This window comes from Streptomyces sp. NPDC059567 (assembly GCF_042735655.1).
Lineage (GTDB): Bacteria > Actinomycetota > Actinomycetes > Streptomycetales > Streptomycetaceae > Streptomyces.
The window spans coordinates 1-21,335 of the sequence record NZ_JBHWBS010000028.1 but is presented as its reverse complement, the minus strand read 5'-3'; the positions used below and the strand labels follow the sequence as shown (position 1 = coordinate 21,335).

General features: G+C 70.8%; 25 protein-coding genes and 1 pseudogene. 14 read left to right on the top strand and 12 right to left on the bottom strand.

All coding sequences use genetic code 11. From position 1 onward, the window contains the following. Positions 1-22 precede the first annotated feature (22 nt). A complete protein-coding gene (locus tag ACFVZW_RS15425) occupies positions 23-544 on the top strand; it encodes a GbsR/MarR family transcriptional regulator (RefSeq protein WP_384521211.1) in 522 nt (173 codons plus the stop codon). A gap of 248 nt (positions 545-792) precedes the next feature. On the opposite strand, the gene ACFVZW_RS15420 is transcribed toward ACFVZW_RS15425, so the two are convergent. The 3 genes from ACFVZW_RS15420 to ACFVZW_RS15410 all read right to left on the bottom strand — a co-directional run bounded on the left by ACFVZW_RS15420 (position 793) and on the right by ACFVZW_RS15410 (position 2,439). Beyond that, on the bottom strand, positions 793-1,062 hold the full coding sequence (locus ACFVZW_RS15420; protein WP_384521208.1) for a helix-turn-helix domain-containing protein: 270 nt from the start codon (positions 1,060-1,062) through the stop codon (positions 793-795). Beyond that, positions 1,062-1,553: a DUF2975 domain-containing protein gene (locus ACFVZW_RS15415; RefSeq protein ID WP_384521205.1), complete on the bottom strand. Its 492-nt coding sequence runs from the start codon at positions 1,551-1,553 to the stop codon at positions 1,062-1,064. Before ACFVZW_RS15415 ends, ACFVZW_RS15420 begins: the two co-directional genes overlap by 1 nt. A 94-nt stretch (positions 1,554-1,647) precedes the next feature. Continuing rightward, positions 1,648-2,439 (bottom strand): diacylglycerol kinase, encoded by a 792-nt coding sequence (locus ACFVZW_RS15410; RefSeq protein ID WP_384521202.1) that lies wholly within the window; start codon positions 2,437-2,439, stop codon positions 1,648-1,650. A 144-nt stretch (positions 2,440-2,583) separates the two neighbouring features. Between ACFVZW_RS15410 and ACFVZW_RS15405 the strand changes: the two genes are divergently transcribed. Next, a complete protein-coding gene (locus tag ACFVZW_RS15405) occupies positions 2,584-3,867 on the top strand; it encodes an adenylosuccinate synthase (RefSeq protein ID WP_362363217.1) in 1,284 nt (427 codons plus the stop codon). Between the two features lie 64 nt (positions 3,868-3,931). Here ACFVZW_RS15405 and ACFVZW_RS15400 read toward each other — a convergent pair whose 3' ends face one another. After that, positions 3,932-4,762: an oxidoreductase gene (locus ACFVZW_RS15400; RefSeq protein ID WP_384521199.1), complete on the bottom strand. Its 831-nt coding sequence runs from the start codon at positions 4,760-4,762 to the stop codon at positions 3,932-3,934. 89 nt (positions 4,763-4,851) lie between these two features. Here ACFVZW_RS15400 and ACFVZW_RS15395 point away from each other — a divergent pair, with 89 nt between their 5' ends. From ACFVZW_RS15395 to ACFVZW_RS15380, 4 genes are all read left to right on the top strand, one after another. Beyond that, positions 4,852-5,775 carry a LysR family transcriptional regulator gene (locus tag ACFVZW_RS15395; RefSeq protein ID WP_384521196.1) on the top strand — a complete coding sequence of 308 codons (924 nt, stop codon included), beginning with the start codon at positions 4,852-4,854 and terminating at the stop codon, positions 5,773-5,775. A gap of 254 nt (positions 5,776-6,029) precedes the next feature. Then, positions 6,030-6,554 carry a DUF6232 family protein gene (locus ACFVZW_RS15390; protein ID WP_384521194.1) on the top strand — a complete coding sequence of 175 codons (525 nt, stop codon included), beginning with the start codon at positions 6,030-6,032 and terminating at the stop codon, positions 6,552-6,554. Next, positions 6,551-6,901: a hypothetical protein gene (locus ACFVZW_RS15385; RefSeq protein ID WP_384521191.1), complete on the top strand. Its 351-nt coding sequence runs from the start codon at positions 6,551-6,553 to the stop codon at positions 6,899-6,901. The genes ACFVZW_RS15390 and ACFVZW_RS15385 overlap by 4 nt, the downstream gene beginning before the upstream one ends. Positions 6,902-6,980: 79 nt before the next feature. Then, positions 6,981-7,631, top strand: coding sequence for a Kelch repeat-containing protein (locus ACFVZW_RS15380; protein ID WP_384521188.1), 651 nt, complete (start codon positions 6,981-6,983; stop codon positions 7,629-7,631). Here ACFVZW_RS15380 and ACFVZW_RS15375 read toward each other — a convergent pair. Both ACFVZW_RS15375 and ACFVZW_RS15370 read right to left on the bottom strand, forming a co-directional pair. Next, positions 7,628-9,484, bottom strand: a complete 1,857-nt coding sequence (locus tag ACFVZW_RS15375; protein WP_384521185.1) for a serine/threonine-protein kinase — start codon at positions 9,482-9,484, stop codon at positions 7,628-7,630. The genes ACFVZW_RS15380 and ACFVZW_RS15375 overlap by 4 nt on opposite strands. Positions 9,485-9,530: 46 nt before the next feature. Continuing rightward, positions 9,531-11,057, bottom strand: a complete 1,527-nt coding sequence (locus ACFVZW_RS15370) for a substrate-binding domain-containing protein (protein ID WP_384521183.1) — start codon at positions 11,055-11,057, stop codon at positions 9,531-9,533. 177 nt (positions 11,058-11,234) lie between these two features. Here ACFVZW_RS15370 and ACFVZW_RS15365 point away from each other — a divergent pair, with 177 nt between their 5' ends. Beyond that, entirely contained in the window at positions 11,235-12,176 is a 942-nt protein-coding gene (locus tag ACFVZW_RS15365; protein ID WP_384521179.1) for an NADP-dependent oxidoreductase, read from the top strand. A 346-nt stretch (positions 12,177-12,522) separates the two neighbouring features. Here the strand turns inward: ACFVZW_RS15365 and ACFVZW_RS15360 are convergent, their stop codons facing one another. Continuing rightward, a complete protein-coding gene (locus tag ACFVZW_RS15360; protein WP_384521176.1) occupies positions 12,523-12,684 on the bottom strand; it encodes a hypothetical protein in 162 nt (53 codons plus the stop codon). Between the two features lie 96 nt (positions 12,685-12,780). On the opposite strand from ACFVZW_RS15360, the gene ACFVZW_RS15355 reads away from it, so the two are divergent. Beyond that, entirely contained in the window at positions 12,781-13,248 is a 468-nt protein-coding gene (locus ACFVZW_RS15355; RefSeq protein WP_384521173.1) for a MarR family winged helix-turn-helix transcriptional regulator, read from the top strand. A 109-nt stretch (positions 13,249-13,357) separates the two neighbouring features. Beyond that, positions 13,358-14,245, top strand: a complete 888-nt coding sequence (locus tag ACFVZW_RS15350) for a glycoside hydrolase family 19 protein (protein ID WP_384521170.1) — start codon at positions 13,358-13,360, stop codon at positions 14,243-14,245. 83 nt (positions 14,246-14,328) lie between these two features. On the opposite strand, the gene ACFVZW_RS15345 is transcribed toward ACFVZW_RS15350, so the two are convergent. From ACFVZW_RS15345 to ACFVZW_RS15335, 3 genes and pseudogenes are all read right to left on the bottom strand, one after another. Then, on the bottom strand, positions 14,329-14,637 hold the full coding sequence (locus tag ACFVZW_RS15345) for a hypothetical protein (RefSeq protein WP_384521168.1): 309 nt from the start codon (positions 14,635-14,637) through the stop codon (positions 14,329-14,331). A 176-nt stretch (positions 14,638-14,813) separates the two neighbouring features. After that, a pseudogene (locus tag ACFVZW_RS15340) lies at positions 14,814-15,032 on the bottom strand (DUF397 domain-containing protein); the annotation flags it as partial. After that, positions 15,029-15,865 carry a helix-turn-helix transcriptional regulator gene (locus ACFVZW_RS15335; RefSeq protein ID WP_384521166.1) on the bottom strand — a complete coding sequence of 279 codons (837 nt, stop codon included), beginning with the start codon at positions 15,863-15,865 and terminating at the stop codon, positions 15,029-15,031. The gene ACFVZW_RS15335 and the pseudogene ACFVZW_RS15340, both read right to left, overlap by 4 nt. Before the next feature lie 183 nt (positions 15,866-16,048). On the opposite strand from ACFVZW_RS15335, the gene ACFVZW_RS15330 reads away from it, so the two are divergent. Further along, positions 16,049-16,432 carry a hypothetical protein gene (locus ACFVZW_RS15330; RefSeq protein ID WP_384521163.1) on the top strand — a complete coding sequence of 128 codons (384 nt, stop codon included), beginning with the start codon at positions 16,049-16,051 and terminating at the stop codon, positions 16,430-16,432. A 37-nt stretch (positions 16,433-16,469) separates the two neighbouring features. Further along, positions 16,470-16,991 carry a VOC family protein gene (locus ACFVZW_RS15325; protein WP_384521160.1) on the top strand — a complete coding sequence of 174 codons (522 nt, stop codon included), beginning with the start codon at positions 16,470-16,472 and terminating at the stop codon, positions 16,989-16,991. On the opposite strand, the gene ACFVZW_RS15320 is transcribed toward ACFVZW_RS15325, so the two are convergent. After that, on the bottom strand, positions 16,924-17,427 hold the full coding sequence (locus tag ACFVZW_RS15320) for a MarR family winged helix-turn-helix transcriptional regulator (RefSeq protein WP_384521158.1): 504 nt from the start codon (positions 17,425-17,427) through the stop codon (positions 16,924-16,926). The two genes, ACFVZW_RS15325 and ACFVZW_RS15320, sit on opposite strands and share 68 nt — an antisense overlap. Then, positions 17,424-18,050, bottom strand: coding sequence for a DJ-1/PfpI family protein (locus tag ACFVZW_RS15315; protein ID WP_384521155.1), 627 nt, complete (start codon positions 18,048-18,050; stop codon positions 17,424-17,426). Before ACFVZW_RS15315 ends, ACFVZW_RS15320 begins: the two co-directional genes overlap by 4 nt. 219 nt (positions 18,051-18,269) lie before the next feature. Between ACFVZW_RS15315 and ACFVZW_RS15310 the strand changes: the two genes are divergently transcribed. From ACFVZW_RS15310 to ACFVZW_RS15300, 3 genes are all read left to right on the top strand, one after another. Further along, positions 18,270-19,631 carry an aspartate aminotransferase family protein gene (locus ACFVZW_RS15310; RefSeq protein ID WP_384521152.1) on the top strand — a complete coding sequence of 454 codons (1,362 nt, stop codon included), beginning with the start codon at positions 18,270-18,272 and terminating at the stop codon, positions 19,629-19,631. Between the two features lie 113 nt (positions 19,632-19,744). After that, entirely contained in the window at positions 19,745-20,440 is a 696-nt protein-coding gene (locus ACFVZW_RS15305; RefSeq protein ID WP_384521150.1) for a GntR family transcriptional regulator, read from the top strand. 115 nt (positions 20,441-20,555) lie between these two features. Continuing rightward, entirely contained in the window at positions 20,556-21,206 is a 651-nt protein-coding gene (locus tag ACFVZW_RS15300) for a hypothetical protein (RefSeq protein ID WP_384521147.1), read from the top strand. The last annotated feature ends 129 nt before the right edge of the window (positions 21,207-21,335 follow it).

Genomic DNA, 21,335 nt, shown 5'->3' with positions numbered 1-21,335 from the left:
AGGAACCGTATAAAGTTGGGGGATGAGCGAGATGACGACGACCGGCGCCGGCGGCGAGGGCAACGACGAGGGTGTCTCCCGGTTCGTGGAGCGCTTCGCCGCCGAACTCACCGAGGCGGGGATGCAGCGGATGGCCTCACGCGTGTTCGCGGCGCTGCTGGCCTCGGAATCGGCGTCGATGACCTCCGCCGAACTCGCGGAGCAGCTGCAGATCAGCCCGGCCGCCGTCTCCGGGGCCGTCCGTTACCTCAACCAGGTCGGCATGGTCAGCCGCGAGCGCGACCCGGGCTCGCGCCGCGAGCGCTACGTGCTCCACAACGAGGTCTGGTACGAGACGATCACCCGCCGCGATCAGATCCTGGTCCGCTGGGAGAAGGTGCTCCGGGACGGCTCCGAGATCCTCGGCCCGAGCACGGCGGCGGGGCGACGGACGGCGGAGACCGCGGAGTTCTTCGAGTTCCTCCAGGAGGAGATGCTCGGAATGATGGGCCGCTGGCGGGAACACAGGGCAGCGAAGGCGGCCGCCACGGAGACCAAGGCGTAGGCCCGGGCTTCGGGCCTGGGCGAGCCCCGGGCTTCGGGCCTACGCGAGGCGCGGGCTTCGGGCCTGCGCGAGGCGCGGGCTTCGGTCTGGCGCGAGCCCCGGGCTTCGGGCCTGGGCGAGCCCCGGGCTTCGGTCTCGGGCGAGGCCGGGTCTCGGTCTGGGGTGACCGCGGGACTTCGGTCTGGCGTGAGGCCCGGGCTTCGGGTTGCATGAGGCCCGGGCTTCGGTCTCGGGCGAGGGGGCCGAGGTCAGCTCTCCGTCGCGACCTCCGTCTTGGTCTCCGGCGCGGCGGCGGATGCGGCTTCGGACTCGGCCCCGGGCTCCCACCGCAGCAGGTCACCCGGCTGGCACTCCAGCACCTCGCAGAGCGCCGCCAGTGTCGCGAAGCGCACCGCCTTCGCGCGGCCGTTCTTGAGCACCGCCAGGTTCGCCGGCGTGATCCCGACGCGCTCCGCGAGCTCGCCGACGGACATCTTCCGCCTGGCCATCATCACGTCGATGTCGACGGTGATCGGCATCAGATCACCTCGTCCAGCTCTGCCCGCATCGCCGTCGCCTCGGCATCGCGCGCGACGGCCTGGGCGAGCAGCGTCCGCAGGACGAGCACGATCAGCGCGACCCCCAGGATCGCCAGGCCGACCCCGCCCATGATCACGGTGACGCCAGGGTCGTCCCGCTGGCCCGGTGCGTTGAGGGCCGTGACCGCGAACCATACGAGGGCAGCCGCCACGATCGCGCCGATCACGACGTCCACGTACCGGAAGGCGGTGGGAGAGAACACCGTTCCGCGTCGCACCATCGTCACCAGCCGCCATACGCAGACCAGGGTGACCTGCGCCGACATCAGGCCCAGGATCGTGAGCACGCGCAGCGGGGTCAGCGGGAGCGACCCGTCCTCGGGGTCGCTCCCGCTGACCAACGTCCACACCATCAATGCCTGTACGAGCACGGTGCCGGTGAGCACCACCACGAGCACGGCGCGCAGCGCGAGCACCGTCAGTCTTCCCATCGTCGCTCCTTCGATCGAGTCACGATGGGAATCTATTGATAATCGATAGGTATGGCAAGTGCTGAGAGACGCGGCCGACCCGCGGCGCGACGCCTCAGGTCTTCGGCAGCGTCAGCCCCCACGCCCCTTCGCGCACCGTCCACGTCCGTCTGCGCACCGGTCCCGACACCACCGTGTCCGCGCGGTAGCGGAAGTCCGGGCCCGAGACGGTGAGGGTGCGGGCGCCGGTGTGGATGGGGGGCGCGGACGGCGGCTGGATGGTGATGTCGGCCACTCCGGCCACGGAGTGGACGCTGACCCCTTCCACGGGCGCGTTCACATCGCTGAGCAGGACGCCGTCCGCCTCCACCCGGAGGCGGTGCGTGCGCACCGCGAGCTGTGACGGGGCCGGCCGGACCAGGGAGCGGCAGGCGTCCCAGACGGAGGGCGCGGCATCGCCGGCCGCCCGCCCCGCCGTGGCCGGGATGCTCAGATCGCCGAGCACGACCCCGTCGCTGTCGTCGACCAGCAGGTCCAGGCGGCGTACGGCCCCGTCGAGCACCGCCCGCGCCGCCGTCACCGCGCTCTGCGGCACGCCGAGCGCGTACGCGACTTCCAGCGAGCCCGGCGCGCCGATCGGGACCAGGGCGAGCGCCGCGTCCGCGAGCTCACGCTCACGGTGCAGCACCGTCACCGTCCGTAGCAGCATGCGGTCATCGCCGACCACCACAGGGCGGCGGGACCCCCGCCGGGCAAGGGCCCGGAAGAATTCCTCCGGGCTGTCCGGAAGACAGATCTTCGTCTCCGCTCCCGCACACAACACATCTTTCGCGATCCGTACGGACTCGCCGTCACTTCGGCGGGCGACCGGGTCGATGACCACCAGCAGCTGGTCGTGAGCCGACACCTCGGTCCTTCCTCGGGTAGCATCTTTGTGCAAGAGCCCCTTGCGCTATTGCGCCAGGGGCTTCGTCTATTCCGGGGCACACCGGTGAGGCGGCATTAGGCCCCCTGACCTTGGACATGCCCCGCCCGGAAGGGGTGTACGCCTGTGCCCGCACTTGTGCTGCTCGGTGCTCAGTGGGGTGACGAGGGCAAGGGAAAGGCCACCGACCTCCTCGGTGGATCCGTTGACTATGTAGTGCGTTACCAGGGCGGCAACAACGCCGGCCACACCGTCGTCGTCGGCGACCAGAAGTACGCGCTGCATCTTCTCCCTTCCGGAATCCTCTCCCCGGGGTGCACCCCGGTGATCGGAAACGGTGTCGTCGTCGACCCGGCGGTCCTGCTCTCCGAGCTGAGCGGACTGAACGAGCGCGGCGTTGACACGTCCAAGCTCCTGATCAGCGGCAACGCGCATCTGATCACGCCGTACAACGTCACCCTCGACAAGGTGACGGAACGGTTCCTCGGGAAGCGCAAGATCGGCACCACGGGTCGCGGCATCGGCCCGACCTACGCCGACAAGATCAACCGCGTCGGTATCCGGGTCCAGGACCTGTACGACGAGTCGATCCTCACCCAGAAGGTCGAGGCGGCGCTGGAGGGCAAGAACCAGCTGCTCGCCAAGCTGTACAACCGCCGCGCGATCGACGCCGCGCAGATCGTCGAGGAGATGCTCCAGTACGCGGAGCAGATCAAGCCGTTCGTCGCGGACACCACCCTGATCCTCAACAACGCGCTGGACGAGGACAAGGTCGTGCTCTTCGAGGGCGGCCAGGGCACGCTCCTGGACGTCGACCACGGCACGTACCCCTTCGTCACCTCCTCGAACCCGACCGCGGGCGGCGCCTGCACCGGTGCCGGCGTGGGCCCGACGAAGATCAGCCGGGTCATCGGCATCCTCAAGGCGTACACGACCCGTGTCGGCGCCGGCCCGTTCCCGACGGAGCTGTTCGACGAGGACGGCGAGGCGCTGCGCCGCATCGGCGGCGAGCGCGGTGTCACCACCGGCCGTGACCGTCGCTGCGGCTGGTTCGACGCGGTCATCGCGCGGTACGCGACCCGGGTCAACGGCCTGACGGACTTCTTCCTCACCAAGCTCGACGTGCTGACGGGCTGGGAGCAGATCCCGGTCTGTGTCGCGTACGAGATCGACGGCAAGCGCGTCGAGGAGCTGCCGTACTCGCAGACCGACTTCCACCACGCGAAGCCGATCTACGAGATGCTGCCGGGCTGGTCCGAGGACATCACCAAGGCGAAGACCTTCGCCGACCTGCCGAAGAACGCGCAGGCGTACGTGAAGGCGCTGGAGGAGATGTCGGGCGCGCCGATCTCGGCGATCGGCGTGGGCCCGGGCCGCACGGAAACGATCGAGATCAACTCGTTCCTCTAGGACCGGCAGGAACATGCCCGAGGGCCCGCACCCCGTACCCCGGGGTGCGGGCCCTCGGCCTTGCCTAGGCGTCCAGCTTCGTGTCCCGGCCCAGCTTCTCCCACGTGGTCAGGTCTCCCCGGACCTGGTCCAGGTGCCCCAGGATCGTGTCGATCGAGTCGTCGCCCAGCGCCAGCCTCAGCGGCGTCTCCTCCGCGTTCAGCGCCGCCAGCACCGCCGCCGCCGCCTTCGCCGGGTCCCCCGGCTGCGTGCCGCCGCTCGTCTCCACGTACGTGCGGGTCGCCCCCACCGTGTCCGCGTAGTCGGCGATGCCGTCCGCGCTCACGCTGCGGTTGCCGAAGAGGCTCGTGCGGAAGGCGCCCGGCTCCACGATCAGGACGTCGATGCCCAGCGGGCGGACCTCGTCGGCCAGCGCCTCCGACATCCCCTCCAGCGCGAACTTCGTCGCGCTGTACGCGCCGAAGCCGGCCATCGACATCTGCCCGCCCACGCTGCTGAGCTGCACGATCGCGCCCGAGCGGCGGGCCCGCATATGGGGCAGGACCGCGCGGGTCAGCGCGGCGGGGCCGAAGACGTGCACGTCGAAGAGCGAGCGGAACTCCGCGTCGCCGGTCTCCTCGACCGAACCGACGTGCGTGCGGCCCGCGTTGTTCACCAGCACGTCGATGCGGCCGTGGCGCTCGGCGACCTCGCCCACGACCCGGTCGATCGCCGCCGTCTCGGTGACGTCGAGCGCGACCGCGTCGACCTGGTCCGGGTGGGCCGCGACCAGCTCGTCCAGGGACGCCACCCGGCGGGCCGCGGCGACGACCACGTCGCCGGCCGCGACCGCCGCCTCGGCGAAGGCGCGTCCGAAACCGCCGTTGGCACCCGTGATCAGCCAGACCTTGCTCATGCGGACCGCTCTCCCTCGTATCGGTGACACAACCAGCCTGTGCCACACGGTCGTTGCCGGTCCAAGACCTGTCGTGATAACCCATGGTTATGACCATGGACGTGCACGGGCGGGACCTGCGGTACTTCGTCGCCGTCGCCGAGGAGCTGCACTTCACCCGCGCCGCCGAGAAGCTGTACGTCTCCCAGCCCGCGCTCAGCAAGCAGATCAGGGCGCTGGAGCGGCAGCTCGGGGCCCCGCTCTTCGACCGCGACCGGCACGGCGTCCGCCTCACCCCCGTCGGTACGGCGCTGCTGCCCCACGCCCGTGCCGTGCTCGCCGCCTGGGCGGAGGCGGACGAGGCCGTGCGACGGGCCCGCGCCGACGAGCAGGCCACGCTCGTCGTCGGGATGTCCACCAGCCCCGGCCGCGGCGGGCTGCTGCCGGCGATCCGCTCCCGCTTCACCGAGGCCCACCCGGAGATCCGGCTGAAGCTGCGACAGGTGGGCTGGGAGGACCCGACGGCCGGACTCGCCGACGGCACGAGCGACGTCGCCTTCGTCTGGCTGCCCCTGGCCGATGCCGAGCGCTACCGCTGGGTCGTCGTCGCCACCGAACCCCGCCTGGTCGCCCTGTCCGAGACGCATCCGCTCGCCGGGCGCGAGCGCGTCGACTTCGCCGAGCTCCTCGACGAACCGTTCCTCGCGCTGCCCGCCACCACACCCGAACTGCGGGACCACTGGCTGGCGCTGGACGCGCGCGAGGGCCGGCCCGCGGTGATCGGCGGGGAGATCGCCAGCACGGACGAGACGTACGAGGCGCTCGTCGACGGCCTCGGCGTCTGCCTGGTGGCCGCGGGCAACGCGCCGCTGCTCACCCGGGGCGGGGTCGTCGTCCTGCCTGTCGACGGGCTGTCCCCGAGCCGCTTCGCCCTGGCCTGGCGCGCGGACGACACCCGACAGCTCGTCCAGGACTACGCGCGGGCCGCAGCGAGGGGTTTGGGTGCAGGCCGTGCCCCGAAACGGGCTGCGTGAGGCCTGAAGTCGCCTTGTGTGGCGGAGTACTTCGAGTGCCTAATGTGGCTCCGCTCCGATGCCGTTTCATCTCAGGGGGAATCATGGAAGCGACAGAGTCACCGACGCCTCAGCAGCCACCGGAACCCCAGCGGTCGACGGTGCCGGAGCCGCCGAAGGGTCCGCCTTCGTCGTCGAGTTCGCCGGTTCCGCAGCGTCCGCCGGGACCCCCTCCGGCCTCGGCGGCCGGGCTTCCGGGCTCCCTCGATCTGACCGTGACGAGGCGGCTGTTGTGGGTGGGCGGGGCGGTCTATCCGCTCCAGAACGTCGCTCGCGTCTACACGTTCGTGCTCCATCCCCGCCGCAAGGAAGCCGTGCTGCACTTTCTGAAGCGCACGGCGATCACGCTCCTGATGGCGATGGCGTTCACCCTGTTCGGCGGTATCGCTTCGTTCCTCTCCCGGGAGGAGGGGGCGTTCGGCGGTACCCTCCAGTTCGTCTGGGTGATCAGTGTGGGCGGACTGATCTACTTCCTCGTGGACATGCTCACGGTGGTGACCGCGTCTTCCCACTTCGTGATGGCCGTTGAGTCGAACGGGCAGTCGACCGCCCTGGTCACCGGGCGCCCCGACCATCTGAACCAGCTCGTTCACCAGGTCGCGTACGCCATAGAGAACCCGGACACGGAACTCAGCGTGCGCGTGGAGCGGCTGACGATCAGCAACCCCAGCAACTACTACTTCGGCAACGCCGTGAACATGTACGGCGGCAATGGCAACGTGGGGATGTCCAACGGATGAGCGGCGACAACTACTTCTACGGCAACACCGTCAACATGCACGACGGGACGAACAACACCGGCATGGTGAACCACCAGTCGGGCACGGTCGGCGCCCAGGCCGTGTCTCCCGCCATGGAGGCCGCCGTCCAGGAGCTGCTCCGCCTGCTCGTGGAGTTGCGCGGCAACGTGCCCGCGGGTACGGCGCAGTCCCTCGACGCCACCCTGCCGGCCATCGCCGCCGGTCCGGCCGCCGAGCCGGAGGAGCGGCGTCGGGCACTGGACCGGATCGCGGAGATCGCCGGCGCGGCGGGCGCGATCGGCGCCCCGCTCGTCGCGGCGGTCGAGCGCGTGATCGCGCTGCTCTAGGGCCGACCGGGAACGTCCTGGTCAGCGCGCCACTGACGATGGGACCCTGTGACCCAGCCGGGGCCGGCGGCGGCTGGCGGTGCTGGCACTCGCCCCGCTGCTGGCGATGGCGGCCGGGTCCGCGACCGCGCAAGGCGTGTGGGTGTCGGTGCCGTCGATGCCGACCGCCCGCACCGCCTTCCCGTCCACGGCGGCGCACTGCCCGGAGGGTCTGCTCGACACCTGCGTCTACGCCATCGGCAGAGCCGGGAACCAAGGCATCGCCCCGTTCGAGGCGTACAGCCCCAGCACCAACGCGTGGGCCACACTGCCGCAGATGAAGACACCTCGCATTTCGGTCGCCTCCTCGACCGCTCCCTGCCCCGAAGGGGTGCGAGGGGACTGTGTGTACGCCGTCGGGGGAACGACCATCAGCGGCCCGGCCCTGGCAACGGCGGAGGCGTACAGCACGGAGACCAACACCTGGCTGACCCTGCCGGACATGCCGACCGCCCGCACCGCCACCGCGGCCGCCACCGCGCCGTGCGCCGAGGGGCGGGGGCTGCGGGGGACGTGCGTCTACGTCTTCGGCGGCAACGACCCCGTCAACCCCCCTCTCGCCACGGTGGAGGCATACAGTCCGGAAACGAACACCTGGGCCACCGTGACCCCGCTGCAGACGGCCCGGATCGCGCACGGCGGCGCGGCCGGCCCCTGCCCCACGGGACACGGCGGCGCGGCCGGCCCCTAGGGGCGGTAGTACTCGCCAGGCTCCCCGTCCAGCATCGGGAAGACCAGCAGCCTCTCCCGTCCCTTGAACGGGACGACCGACAGATAGCCGGAGATGTCGGCCCGCTCGCAGTCGCGGTCGGAGGCGTCCGGGTCCGAGGTTCCCGGGCCGATGATCAGGGGCGTTCCGGAGCCGGCGAGGATCGCCGTGAAGGTGCAGGCGACCGAGTCGGGGGTCGGGTTGCCCTCGTCGTCGGTGCGCGGGTAGACGTGCACACGACGGAAGACGGTGGAGCCGACGGGGCCCTGGGTGATGGTCACCTCGTCGCTGTAGCGGTCGACGTTCTCGCCGAAGATCAGCGGGTCGTTCTCCATCTTCCACCGGCCGATCAACTGCGTCGGCACGATGTTCGTGCCGGTCTTGGCCTTGCGGAAGGTGGTCTTCGCGGCTCCCGAGGTCCACTCCAGGACCTCGGGGGAGCGCAGCGTGAGGGTCTGGTGGGCGGCGGGCGTGCAGCGCTGGGCGGGGACGCTCGTGGTGACGTCGGACTCGCCGAGGACCACCTTGTCCTCGTCGGCGGAGACGAGCCGGGAGCGCCCCATGCACAGCTGCTCCTCGTTCACCTGGACGTAGACGGCGGTCTTGGCGCCCGCGGCACCCTGGCCGATCTCGATCCGCATGGTCGCCCTGGGGTGGTCGGCCGAGCCGCGCTGGACGCCCTCCCAGGCACCGAGGAACGCCGCGGGCACGATCCCCGCCGGGCGGGCGGACACATCACCGGTCTTGCCGCGCGCCTGGTTCTTCTGCTCGTCCATGCCCTTGTCCGGGTCCGGCCAGAAGACATAGGTGAGCGTGGCCGCCGCGGCGACGACGAGGGCCGTGGCGGCGGCGATCAGGCCGGTGCGCCGCCGCTTGGGCGGCTTCGGGGCCGGCGGAGGTGTGGGGTCGTCGGGGCTTGCCGGGGTGCCGTCGGTGGCGGTCGACTCCGCCTCGGCCTCCAGGACCCGCGCGGCGTGGCGGCCGAGGCGGGCCAGCACCTCCGCCGGCAGCCACGGGTCGGCGACCGTGATCGTCTCCACCAGCTCGGTGGCCGAGGGCCGGGCCGCCGGGTCCTTGGCCAGGCAGGCCCGCACCACGCCGGCGAGTTCCGGCGCGAGGTCGGTCAGATCGGGCTCGTCGTGGGCGATGCGGAACATGGTGGCGTGGACGCCGCTGTCCGCCGTACCGAACGGGGAGTGGCCGGTCGCCGCGTACACGAGAACCGAGCCGAGGCAGAAGATGTCCGAGGCCGGCGTCAGCTTCTCGCCGCGTACCTGCTCCGGGGACATGAAGCCGGGCGAGCCGACCACCGCTCCGGTGCTGGTCAGTCCGCCGTCGGTGATCGTGTCGACGGCGCGGGCGATGCCGAAGTCGATGATCTGCGGGCCGTCGACGGTGAGCAGCACGTTCGAGGGCTTCAGATCGCGGTGGACGAGTCCGGCGGTGTGCACATGGGTGAGCGCCCGCGCGAGCCCGGACGCCAGCGCCCGTACGGTCGCGGACGGCAGCGGCCCGAACTCGTCGCCCACCACGGTCCGCAGCGACGGCCCCGGTACGTAGCCGATGGCCACCCAGGGGGCTTCGGCTGACGTGTCCGAACCGAGGACGGGGGTCGTGCCCGTGCCGCCGACCCGCTCCAGGGCGGCCACCTCACGGGCGAACCGGCGCCGGAACTCCTCCTGCGCCGCCAACTCGGCGTGCACGACCTTCACCGCGACCGTCCGGCCGCCGGCCGAACGCGCCAGGAACACCCGTCCCATCCCGCCCACGCCCAGTCGGCCGAGCAGGCGGAACGGGCCGATGCTGACCGGGTCTTCCGCGTTCAATGGCTCCACGTCGAAAGAGGATGCCAGACCGGTCCCACCAGTTCTCCCCCCGTTGTCACCCTTCACCGCAGATCCGCAGGCCCTTGGGTGTAGCGCACGGCAGGTGGCCGTGGACGCGGATGATGTCCTGGCCGCCGCCCCGGCTCAGGTAGGTGAGGAAACTGGAGGTCAGCGAGTCGGCCGGCGGCTGTCCCCAGGTGTAGGCGTATTCGATCTCCCGGTACGGGTACGTCGACTCGCCGATCTCGTCGACGTTCGGCACGCGCCCGTCGATCGACACCCGGTGCAGGCCCTTCAGCCCGGTGCCGGAGCGCAGTTCGGTGTAGCCGATGGCGCCCGGGAGCTTGGCGACGGTCGACAGGACCTGGTCGGTGGTGTCGAGTTCGCAGCGTACGACCGGAGCCTCCGGGTCATCCTTGGTCATACAGTCGAGCGAGGAGTTCGCGGGCTCGTTGCGGCCGAGGACGCGGCGCTGGAATACCTCCCGCGTACCGGAGTTGGCGCCCCGGCTGACCAGTAGGACCGGACGGTTCGGCCCGCCGGGGATCTGGTTCCAGTTGGTGATCTCGCCGTGGTACAGCCGGCGGACCTCGTCGAGGGTGAGGTTGGTGACCGGTATCGCGTCGTTCAGGACGAGCGTGAACAGGGAGACGGCGACCATGCTTTCGCGCAGCTGCGGATAGCCGCCGGGCTTGCGCCCGTCGGAGAGGGCGATGACGGCCGGGGAGCCCTTGTTGCCGCTCTCGGCGCCGACCGTCGCCAACTCCCTGATGCCGGCCGTCGAACCGTGCGCGTCCACCACGACCGTGGCGCCCTCGCAGTCCTTCTCGTACTTCTTGGCCAGCTCCCGCACCACCGGGGCGAACGCGGTCGATCCGGTGACCCGCAGCGTGCCCCGGGCGCAGCCGATCGGGGGCGGGGTGTCGCTGCGGACGATGATCGTGGCGAGGGCGAGCACGCAGGCGGCGAGGACGAGGGTGATGTTCCGGGCGGCGGGGCTGAACGTCGGTCTGCGGTCGTCGACACTCATGCTCTTGTTGTGGTGGACCTCGACCGTCTCATGGAAGCCGTTGAGCCGGATCGCGCCTTCGAGCACGCTGCCGGAGAGCAGGACGAGCAGCTTGAAGTACTGCTTCCGTTCGAGCGACACCTTCGGTATCAGGACGGAGTTCTCGTGCTTCCGCAGCCCGAGACCCGCGGCCATGTCGATCTTCACCGGCTCGAACGCGCGGGGGATCGTCGCGACGACGGCCCGCACGAGCCGGTCGCCGAAGGTGACCTTCAGTCCTCCGGTGTCGTCCCCCTGGGTGTAGTCGCCGTGGGTGATGTCCCGCAGGCCGTCGTTCTCGATCCGGAGCAGCACGAGCGTGGACCCGTTGGAATCGCCGATGTCGCCGTCCCACAGGGTGAGGTCACCGGCGGTCTCGCCCGCGTCGCGCAGCGGGGTGTTGAGCTGCACGCGGTAGCCGAGCCGTCGCCCCCGCTGGAGGAAGCGCTCGTACGCGACCACGCCGGCGGAGACGAGGACACCGAGGAGCGCGGTGACCACGGCGATGACGTTCTCAGCGGTGACCCAGTCCACGACCGAGACGGTACGGACGCGCGTGCGGTTCCGTGGGGGAGGTCGCATCCCGCCATGTGGAGTTCTCCCTTCGTTCAGCGGCGGTCGCGGGGCGGCACGGGTTGGCGGAGCATGTGTTGCCGGGGGTGAGGACCGTGGGTGTAATGGCCACGAGGGGGCCCGTCGGAGAGGAACCCCATGCGTGTCGTCGAAGTGACCGCCTACGGTGGCCCTGAGGTCCTGAGGATGGCCCGCCGGCCCGAGCCCGAGGCCGGAGACGTCCCGGGGCGCGTACGGGTGCGCCTGAAGGCGGCCGGTGTGAACCAGGCGGATCTGCGGATCCGCGCCGGCGTGTACGCCGACGAGGTCGGCGACCTCAAGCCCCCGTTCGTCCTCGGGACGGACTTCGCGGGCAAGCTCCTCGATCCGGTGCCGGGCATGGCGGCCGGGACCCGCGTGGCCGGGTTCGTGCCCTGGTGGCAGGAGCTGACGGGCGAGGGCACGTACGCCGAGGTCGTACGGGTCGCCCCGGAGTGGGTGGCCCCCATCCCGGACGACGTGGACTACACGGTGGCCGCCTCCATCCCGCTCGCCTCTGCCACCGCCCAGCAGAGCCTCGACCGGCTCGGGCTCCCGGCAGGGTCGACGCTGGTCGTGACCGGCGCGAGCGGGGTGGTCGGCCGCCTCGCGCTGCAGTACGCCGCGGCGGCCGGACTGCGGGTGGTGGCCGTCGCCCACGAGGGCGACGAGCACGAACTGAAGGTCCTCGGCGCGGAGCACAGCGTCACCCGCGGCACACCCGAGGACGTGGTCCGGAAGGTGCTGGACTTCGTCCCGGAGGGGGTCGACGCGGTCTTCGACGGGGCGCTCCACGCTGCTCCGGTTCTCCCGGTGGTGAAGGACGGCGGCGTGTTCGTCGCGCTCGCCGCCAACCGGACGCCGGCCCCCGAACGGAACATCCGCGTCGAGACCGTCCGTGGGAAGCCGGACGCCGCACGACTGAAGGAGACCCTGGAGAAGGTGGCGGCTCGGGAGATCATCACCCGGGTGGCCGACGTCATGCCGCTGGAGGAGGTCGCGGAGGCTCACCGCAGGGCGGAGGCGGGGCACCGGCCGGGCCGCATGATCCTGATGATCTGAGGCACGGGGGCGCCGCCGCGACCGACACGCGGCGCAGAGCACCCGCAACCCGGCCCGGGACCGACCGCCCCCGCGGCCGCCCCCGCGGCCGGCCACGGCGCCGGCCTCGCTGTCGGTCCCGCGGCCGACGACCGCGCCGGCCTTGCGCTCAGCCACGGCGCCGCTCCCGCGGTCAGCCCCCGTGCCGCCCCCGCGGCCCGTCACCGTGCCGTTCCCACGGTCAGCCACCGTGCCGGTCCCGCGGTCGGCCGCCGTGCCGCCGCCGCGGTCAGCCCCCGTGCCGCTCCCGCTGCCCGTCACCGTGCCGCTCCCGCGGTCAGCCCCCGTGCCGCGGGAGCCTTGGGCGCTACAGCCCCAGCCCATGGCGGTCCGCCCAGTCCGTGATCGCGGCTGCGATCTCCTTCGGGCGGTCCTCCGGGGCCTGGTGGCCGGCCGGGCCGAAGACGAGGGGGGCCGCCCTCGACTCCCCGTAGTGCATCGTCGAGTCGAGGACATCGATCGTCGCCATGATCCGTTCACCCCTCTAACGTTTACTGCCCTAACGTTTATGACACTAACGAAGCTACATCGTTCGGGCCACTAACGCAAGGGGTAATCTGCGGCCATGACGACGGACAGCGGAGGCGACGCCTCCGAGATGGATGAGCGCCAGACCCCGGCCCGCCTCCGCGGTCTGCCCAGCCGCCTGCTGGCCCTGACCGCCGCCCGCGCGGACCGCCTGATCAGCGAGGGGCTCGCGGGGGAGGACGCCCGCAAATGGCACTACGCGGTGCTCGCCTCCCTCGACGAGTACGGCCCGACCAGCCAGGCCGGCCTGAGTCGCCGCACCGGCATCTACCGCAGCGATCTCGTCGCCGTCATCAACGAACTCGCCGAGCGCGGGCACGTCGAGCGCACCCCCGACCCCGAGGACCGCCGACGCAACGTCATCACCCTGACCGAGCAGGGAAGTAGCCACCTGGAGCGCCTGGACGAGGTGTTCGCCGGAGTGCAGGACGAGCTGATGGAGCCGCTGTCGAGGCTCGAACGCGAGCTGCTCACAAGCTTGTTGGAGCGCGTGCTCAACCATTGAGCCGGTCGCCGAGTGGTTCGACCACCGTTTGTCACAAGTGATGGTCTAGACCTTGACAGGTCCAGACCAAAGACGATTCGCTGGCCTTCCCCCACGGAAGGGCGAGCGCATGAAGCGACGTCTGCTCATTCTCCTGTCCGCACTCTGTACGGCCGTCGGACTGGCCGTGTTCATCCCGGCATCCAGCGCGGGCGCGGCGCCCGCCTGCGTGGCCGCCTGGAACTCCGGCAGCGTGTACACCGGCGGCATGACCGCCTCGTACAACGGCCACAACTGGTACGCCAAGTGGTGGACCCAGAACGAACGCCCCGGCTCGTCCGACGTCTGGCGCGACGAGGGCGCCTGCGGTGGCGGCGGCGGTACGGACCCGAACCCCTCCGGGTTCGTCGTCTCCGAGGCCCAGTTCAACCAGATGTTCCCGAGTCGGAACTCCTTCTACACGTACAGCGGTCTCACGGCCGCCCTCAGCGCCTACCCCGGCTTCGCCAACACCGGCAACGACACGGTGAAGAAGCAGGAGGCCGCCGCCTTCCTCGCCAACGTCAGCCACGAGACCGGCGGGCTGGTCCACATCGTCGAGCAGAACACCGCCAACTACCCCCACTACTGCGACAGCAGCCAGCCCTACGGCTGCCCCGCCGGCCAGGCCGCCTACTACGGCCGCGGCCCCATCCAGCTCTCCTGGAACTTCAACTACAAGGCCGCGGGTGACGCCCTCGGCATCGACCTGCTCAACAACCCCTACCGCGTCGAGCGCGAGGCGCCCATCGCCTGGAAGACCGGCCTCTGGTACTGGAACACCCAGAACGGCCCCGGCACGATGACCGGCCACAACGCCATGGTCAACGGCGCGGGCTTCGGCCAGACGATCCGCTCGATCAACGGCGCGCTGGAGTGCGACGGCAAGAACCCGGCGCAGGTCCAGAGCCGCGTGAGCAAGTACCAGCAGTTCACGCAGATCCTCGGCGTGCCGACCGGCGCGAACCTGTACTGCTGAGTTCCGTACGCGCATGACAACGATTCCCGGGACGCCCGACAGGGCCCCGGGAATCGTTGTCATGTCAGGTCATGGTGCTGCCGTCAGCAGGGGGCGCTGATGTTCCCGCAGTAGATCCAGCCGGACGCCGGGGACGTCACCTTGTACCAGCGGTTGCCCGCCGAGTTGATCCTGCTGGTCGTCCAGTAGACGTCCTCGCCGTACGACGTCTGGTAGACCACGCGGCAACTCGCCGCGTCACAGGACCTGATGGGCCCGCCGATCGACATCGCCCACCCGGCGGACGCCTGGGCCGGTGCCGGTGCGGGGGTCGCCTGGGCGGGGACCACGGTGGTCGCGGTCAGCGCGGCGCCGGCGAGGACTCCCGCCGCTGCGAGCATACGGATGCGCATGAAGGCTCCTCTGTCGCGAGTGGGGCCCCGGTGGATGCCGAGGCCCTGACAGAGCGCAACTCTTGTCGCCCGCCGAGCGACCGCTCAAGGCCGTTCCCGTCCGGGACGCGTCCCGGACGGGTGCCCGACAGGGCCCCGACACATCCGGGCCGGCGGCAGTCCGGGCACGGGGGCCGGAACGCGGACCAGGAGGCCGGAGCGACGGCGAAGCTGGGCCCGTCGGGCACCTTGGAGTCACGGAGGTGGACGGAGTGGGGGCAGGTGGCGACCTCGACGCAGTCGCCGCCGCCGCTGTCGCTGTAGGACGACTTGTGCCAGTCGAAGGCCACTTCGACGCAGTTGCCGCCGCCATCGTCGCTGTAGCTGGACTTGAACCAGCGCAGGGTCTCGCTCATCTCAGTTCTCCTGCCAACTGCTCGATGAGGCCCAGCGACCCGCGCGGGTCCAGGGCCTGTGCCCGGATCTTCGCATACCGCTGCATGTGCGTACTGACCTTTGCCCGCTCGGTGATCAGCAGGCTCTCGCCCTGGATCTCCAGGAACGTCACACGGTCGTGGGCCGGGGTCTCGACCAGGTTCAACTCGCCCCGGGCACCTGCGTACTCGCCGCCCAGGCCCGCGTTCAGCGGCAGGACCTGAAGGTTCACATTTCTCCTCCGCGCGCACTCCACGAGGTGCGCGAGCTGCTCGCGCGTGATCTCCTCGCTCCCGATCGGCCGTCGTAGCACCGACTCGTCCAGCACCAGCTCGATCTCGCACGGCGGCTTGCGGTCTAAGAGCGCCTTGCGCGCCATACGCCCGACCACCAGTTCTTCCACCCGCTCCGGCGTCGGCTCCGGATACCCACCCGCGATCAGCGCCCGCGCGTACGTCTCCGTCTGGAAGAGCCCGTGCACGACATGGCTCGCGTACAGACACAGGCTCACCGCCTTCTGCTCGATCGGCGCATAGCCCCTGAACTGCTCCGGCAGCTTCTCCAGCCGCACCAGCTCCCGCATCTCCTCGAAGATGCCCGTGCCGTCTCCCAGTACCTCCTCCAGCTTCACCAGCATCTCGTCGCTCACCGGTTGCGAAAGGCACTCCATGGCGCTGATGGCCGCGCCGGTGTAACCCATTCGCGCCCCCGACTGCTCCTGTGTCCATCCTTTCTTCAACCGCAATCTCTTCGCCACCGCGGCCGCCATCCGCGCCGCCGGACCTGCCGTTTCCTTGTTCTCCGCACGCGCCATTACCGTCCCCATCCGGACTCAACCGATCTCAACCGGTCTCAACTGCTCCCCGCCGAATTCGACTGACTGTAAGGTGCGTTGGCGCAGGTCAAGGGGTTGCCGACGCGCCCTCCTCAGTCGTGGAAAACGCTAGCTTCGACGCGGGAACATGTCCTCGTGAATGCAGAGAATCGACAGGCAAACATGGATTGGATTCCAGTTTCCGGATTCCAACTCCGTAAGGCCGGCGTGCAATTCGACGCCGTCCGTGTCGACGGCGGGGACGGCCGTCGGCTCGCCGACTGGATGGAAGAGCTCACGGGCGGCGATCCCGGCCCGGTCGTCACCGAGGCGAACGGCCGGCGGGGCGTCTACTTCCTGGTTCCGGCCGGGACGACCGCACGGCGGACCTGGCCGCGTGGTGTGACCCGGCTCAATGCCGGGCCCGCCCATGTGAGTTACGTACCCGTACCGGCGTTGACGGGGCGGACCTGGCCGCTGGCCTGGCGGTTTCCGCCGACCGGGCCGGGGAGGTTCGTGCATCCGCTGCTTCTGCGCAGCGCGGTCACCGAAATGCTGGCGAACTAGGACAGGATCCGGCCTCATTGCCGCCTACCTTCGGGGCATGAGCGAGAACAAGCAGGATCAGCGTCAGGTCCAGCCGATCCCCGAGGGGTACACCACCGTCACCCCCTGGATCATCGGCCACGACACCGCCGGGCTCATCGACTACCTGGAGCGCGCCTTCGGGGCCGAGGACCTGGGCCGGGTCGTCATGGACGACGGGAAGATCGGGCACGCCGAGCTCAGGATCGGGAACGGCCGGCTGATGGCCTTCGACAGCCCGCCGGGCTGGGAGGCGACCCCCGCGTTCATCCGGCTGTACGTGGAGGACGCGGAGGCCACGCACCGGCAGGCCGTCGAGGCGGGCGGCACGTCCGTCACGGAGGTGACCCACCTCTTCTTCGGCGACAAGGTCGGCCGGGTCCGCGATCCGTTCGGGAATCTCTGGTGGATCCAGACCCACATCGAGGACGTCGACGAGGAGGAGATGGGCCGCCGGATGACGGACCCCGTCTTCACTCGGGCGATGGAGTACGTGACGGGGGCCATGTACCGACCGGGGGAGCAGGATCCGCCTCGGTGACCGCCTCCAGCGCCCTGGAGAGCCGCTCCAGGACCCGTACGGTCTCGTCGAACTCGGCCTGGCCGCCGAGGGCGTCGGCGAGTCGGGCCGCGAGGTCGGCGTGGCCGGGGTCGAGCCGTTCGACGGCCGCCAGCCCTTCCGGGGTCGGCGACAGGAGCTTGGCGCGCCGGTGCGCCGGATTGGGCTCGTACACCGCGAGCCCCCGCTCCACCAGGAGGTCCGCGATCCGCTGGACGCTCTGGCGGGTGATGCCCATGGTGCGGGCGATGCCCGCGACGGGCTGCGGGGTGCGGAGTGCGGCGCCGAGGACCTGCCACCAGGCGGCGGTGAGGCCGACGGGGCGGGCCAGTTCCTCCGAGGCGGCGAGGAACTGGCCGTTGAGCCGGAAGACGCTCAGCGCGGTGCGGGCGAGGGCGTCCTGCTGCTCCCGGCTCACGATGCCTCTTCGTCCGCGTTCAGCTCTTCGTACGCCGCCGGGTCGGAGTCGTGGAAGAGGCGGTACCAGGCGTCCAGCCTGGTGCCGTCGAAGGCGCCCATGTTCCCGAGCACCTCGCGGGCGAAGGCGACCGGCTCGGTCGGTCCCGCGGTGATCAGGTCGCCGAGGCCGTCGACGCCTTTGTCCGTGACCGCGTCGGCGTCGACGTACAGCTCGCCGCCCTTGTAGCCGGTCGCGGCCAGGTAGAACGAGACGGCGCTGGTGTGCGCGCGGTCGTCGAGGAGGCCCTCGCGGGCCAGGCCGGCGGTGGCGCCGCAGATCGCGGCGACGGGGACGCCGGCATCGAGGAAGCGGCGGGCCGCCGCCGCGAAGGGCGCGAGGTCGTCGCTCGTGTCCCAGAGATCGGCGCCGGGGAGGACCAGCAGCGCGCTGTCCTCCGGGCGGAGGTCTTCGAGGGAGAGGTCGGGGACGATCCGCATGCCGCCGATGGTGGTGACGGGCTTGTCGGCGACGAGTCCGACGGTCTTGACGGTGAAGCCGGAGCGGGCGAGCCAGGCGGTGGCGTGGCCGGTCTCCCAGTCGGCGAGGGTGTCGTATACGGCGAGGTGGACGGTGCGGGGCATTTCGGGGCCTCCAGCGTTCGTGTCGGTGCCGTTCCTTGTATGACAGAAGGCTGTCATGTCGACAGGATGCTGTCAATGCTGAGGAAGGGCGGGCACCGGAGGGGGTACGGGGCCGGCGCGTCCGCGCGGAGTGGGCGCGGCAACGTGTCGCGTCGCCCGCGGTCTCGGTGGACAAGATGGTCATGGCCGCTCCGACCTGCGCGTCCTTACCCTGGGCATATGACCCCTCATGTCGAACCCGACCCCCAGGCCGGCGCGGCCGTGAAGGCCGCCGACCGTGCGCACGTGTTCCACTCCTGGTCCGCCCAGGGCCTGATCGACCCGCTCGCCGTCGCCGGTGCCGAGGGTTCGTACTTCTGGGACTACGACGGCAACCGCTACCTCGACTTCACCAGCGGCCTCGTCTACACCAACATCGGCTACCAGCACCCCCGCGTGGTCGCCGCCATCCAGGAGCAGGCCGCGAAGCTCACCACCTTCGCGCCCGCCTTCGCCATCGACGTACGCTCCGAGGCCGCACGCCTCATCGCCGAGCGCACCCCCGGCGACCTGGACAAGATCTTCTTCACCAACGGCGGCGCCGAGGCCGTCGAGAACGCCGTACGGATGGCCCGTCTGCACACGGGCCGCCACAAGGTGCTCTCCGCCTTCCGCTCGTACCACGGCGCCACCTCCACCGCGATCAACCTCACCGGCGACCCGCGCCGCTGGGCCTCCGACACCGGCTCCGCCGGCGTCGTGCGCTTCTGGGCGCCGTTCCTCTACCGCTCGCCGTTCTACGCCGAGAACGAGCAGCAGGAGTGCGAGCGTGCCCTCGCGCACCTGGAGGACACCATCGCCTTCGAGGGTCCGGCGACCATCGCCGCGATCATCCTGGAGACCGTCCCCGGCACCGCCGGCATCATGACGCCGCCGCCCGGCTACCTCGCGGGCGTCCGCGAGATCTGCGACAAGTACGGCATCGTCTTCGTCCTCGACGAGGTCATGGCCGGCTTCGGCCGCACCGGCAGGTGGTTCGCCGCCGAGCACTTCGACGTCGTGCCCGACCTGATGACCTTCGCCAAGGGCGTGAACTCCGGTTACGTGCCCCTCGGCGGCGTCGCCATCAGCGCCGAGATCGCCGCGACCTTCGACAAGCGGCCCTACCCGGGCGGACTGACCTACTCCGGTCACCCGCTCGCCTGCGCCGCCGCCGTCGCCACCATCCAGGTCATGGAGGACGAGAAGGTCGTCGAGCACTCCGCCCACATCGGCGAGACCGTCCTCGGCCCCGGCCTGCGCGAGCTCGCCGAGCGCCACCCGTCCGTCGGCGAGGTCCGCGGCATGGGCACGTTCTGGGCGCTCGACCTGGTCAAGAACAAGGAGACGCGCGAGCCGCTCGTCCCGTACAACGCGACGGGCGCGGCGAACGCCCCCATGGCCGCGTTCGGCGCGGAGGCCAAGAAGCACGGCCTGTGGCCCTTCATCAACATGAACCGCACCCACGCCGTCCCCGCCTGCAACGTCTCGGAGGCCGAGGCCAAGGAGGGCCTCGCCGCCCTCGACGCGGCGCTGAGCGTGGCCGACGAGCACACCGCGTAATGCGCGCCACCGGGCACGCGCGCGGTGGCGCAAACGTCGCGTAACCGGCGTCACGGAGCCTTCCCTCCGTCTGGTCTAGGGTGTCCGAAGCCGGACGGAGGGGGCCGACCAAGATGCCCGCGAGCGGAGCTGTCACCCGCAACACCCTGCGGCGGCAGATCGCGGACGCGCTCCGTGACGAAGTGCTCGCTGGGCGTTTGCAGCCCGGCGAGGAATTCACCGTCAAGCAGATCGCCGAGCAGTACGAGGTGTCGGCGACACCCGTGCGCGAAGCCCTCGTCGACCTCTCCGCGCAGGGGCTCCTCGACTCCGACCAGCACCGCGGCTTCCGGGTGCACCAGTTCACGGTCGACGACTACCGCGGCATGGTCGAGGCCCGGATGCTCGTCGTGGACGGCATCTTCCGCCGCCACGACCCCGTCACCCAACCGCCCGGTCCCGACGTCTCCCGCGGGGTCGCGCTCGTATCCGTACGGCGCCGGGGCGAGGCGGCGGCGCGGGCGGCCCGCGCGGGCGACCTGGACATCCTCATCGGATACGACATCCGCTACTGGCGCGAACTGGCCAGGCTGGTCTCCAACAACGACTACATCGCCGACTTCCTGCACCGGCTGCGGGTCCAGGCATGGGTGTTCTCCGTGCCGTATCTGCGGTCCGACCGCGATGTCCTCGGCTGGCTGTGGAGCGGGCACGTCGACCTCGTCGACGCGCTCACGCTCGGCGACGCCGAGGCGGCCGTCGCGGTCGTCCAGGCGTACAACACCCAGTCCCTGGCATGGGCGGACCGCCTGGACAGCCTCTCGGAGTGACGCCGGCCCGGGGGTGTCGGCGGGGGCGTCGAAGGGCAGGTCACCAGCAGGTGTGCGGCACGGACCGCGCCGACTACCCTGGCCGTCCCTGCAACTGACGGAGAGAGAGCCTCCCTTGGCCTGTGACCTGTGGCTGGTCCCTCTTGTCGACGTGCTGTGCCACAGCCCCGACAATCCCTTCGCCGAAGAGATCGCCGCCTACGACAAGGCCCTGACCGCGTCCGGTCTGCCCACCGTTCCCGTCTTCGCCTACATGCCGGGGCTCTCGGGCGACGTGGCGCCCGTCGCCGGATTCGACTACGAGGCCCTGCACTTCCTCCGCCGCGCCTATCTGCTGCTGATGTGCGGTCTCGCCGTCGAACCGGTCGACGAGCTCGGCGGTGACTACGAGCAGCTCCTCGAGATGTTCGAGGCGACCGCACAGCAGTCCCATCTGGTCTGGCACTACGACCACGCCGGCGCGTACGTCCCCGTGGACTTCCCGGCCCCGCTCTCCAACGACGAGCTGCTGGAGGGCGGCGGCCCGCTGGGGTCCTCGCACGGGCTGCTGCGGGAGCTGGAGTTCGTCGCCCCGGCGATCGGGATCGACCCGGCGAACCCGCCGGCCGCCCCGCTCCCGCCGGAGCGTCCCACCGCGCTCGAGGAGCCGGCGGGGGCCATCGCGTACGACGACAATCCGTTCGCGCGCGAGCGCCACGTGTGGCTCGGGCTGCACGCTGCGGCGACGCGGAGCCTCGGACAGGGCTCGATGATCATCCTGAGCTGAGCCCGGCGGACATCCGACCGACGAGACGGGCGCCCCTCGTGCAGGGGCGCCCCGCGACTCGGGGGGGGTTGCGCCGCGGGCCGCACACGGTGGATAACGGACCCCGTGGGGGGCGACGCCGGGCCGCCG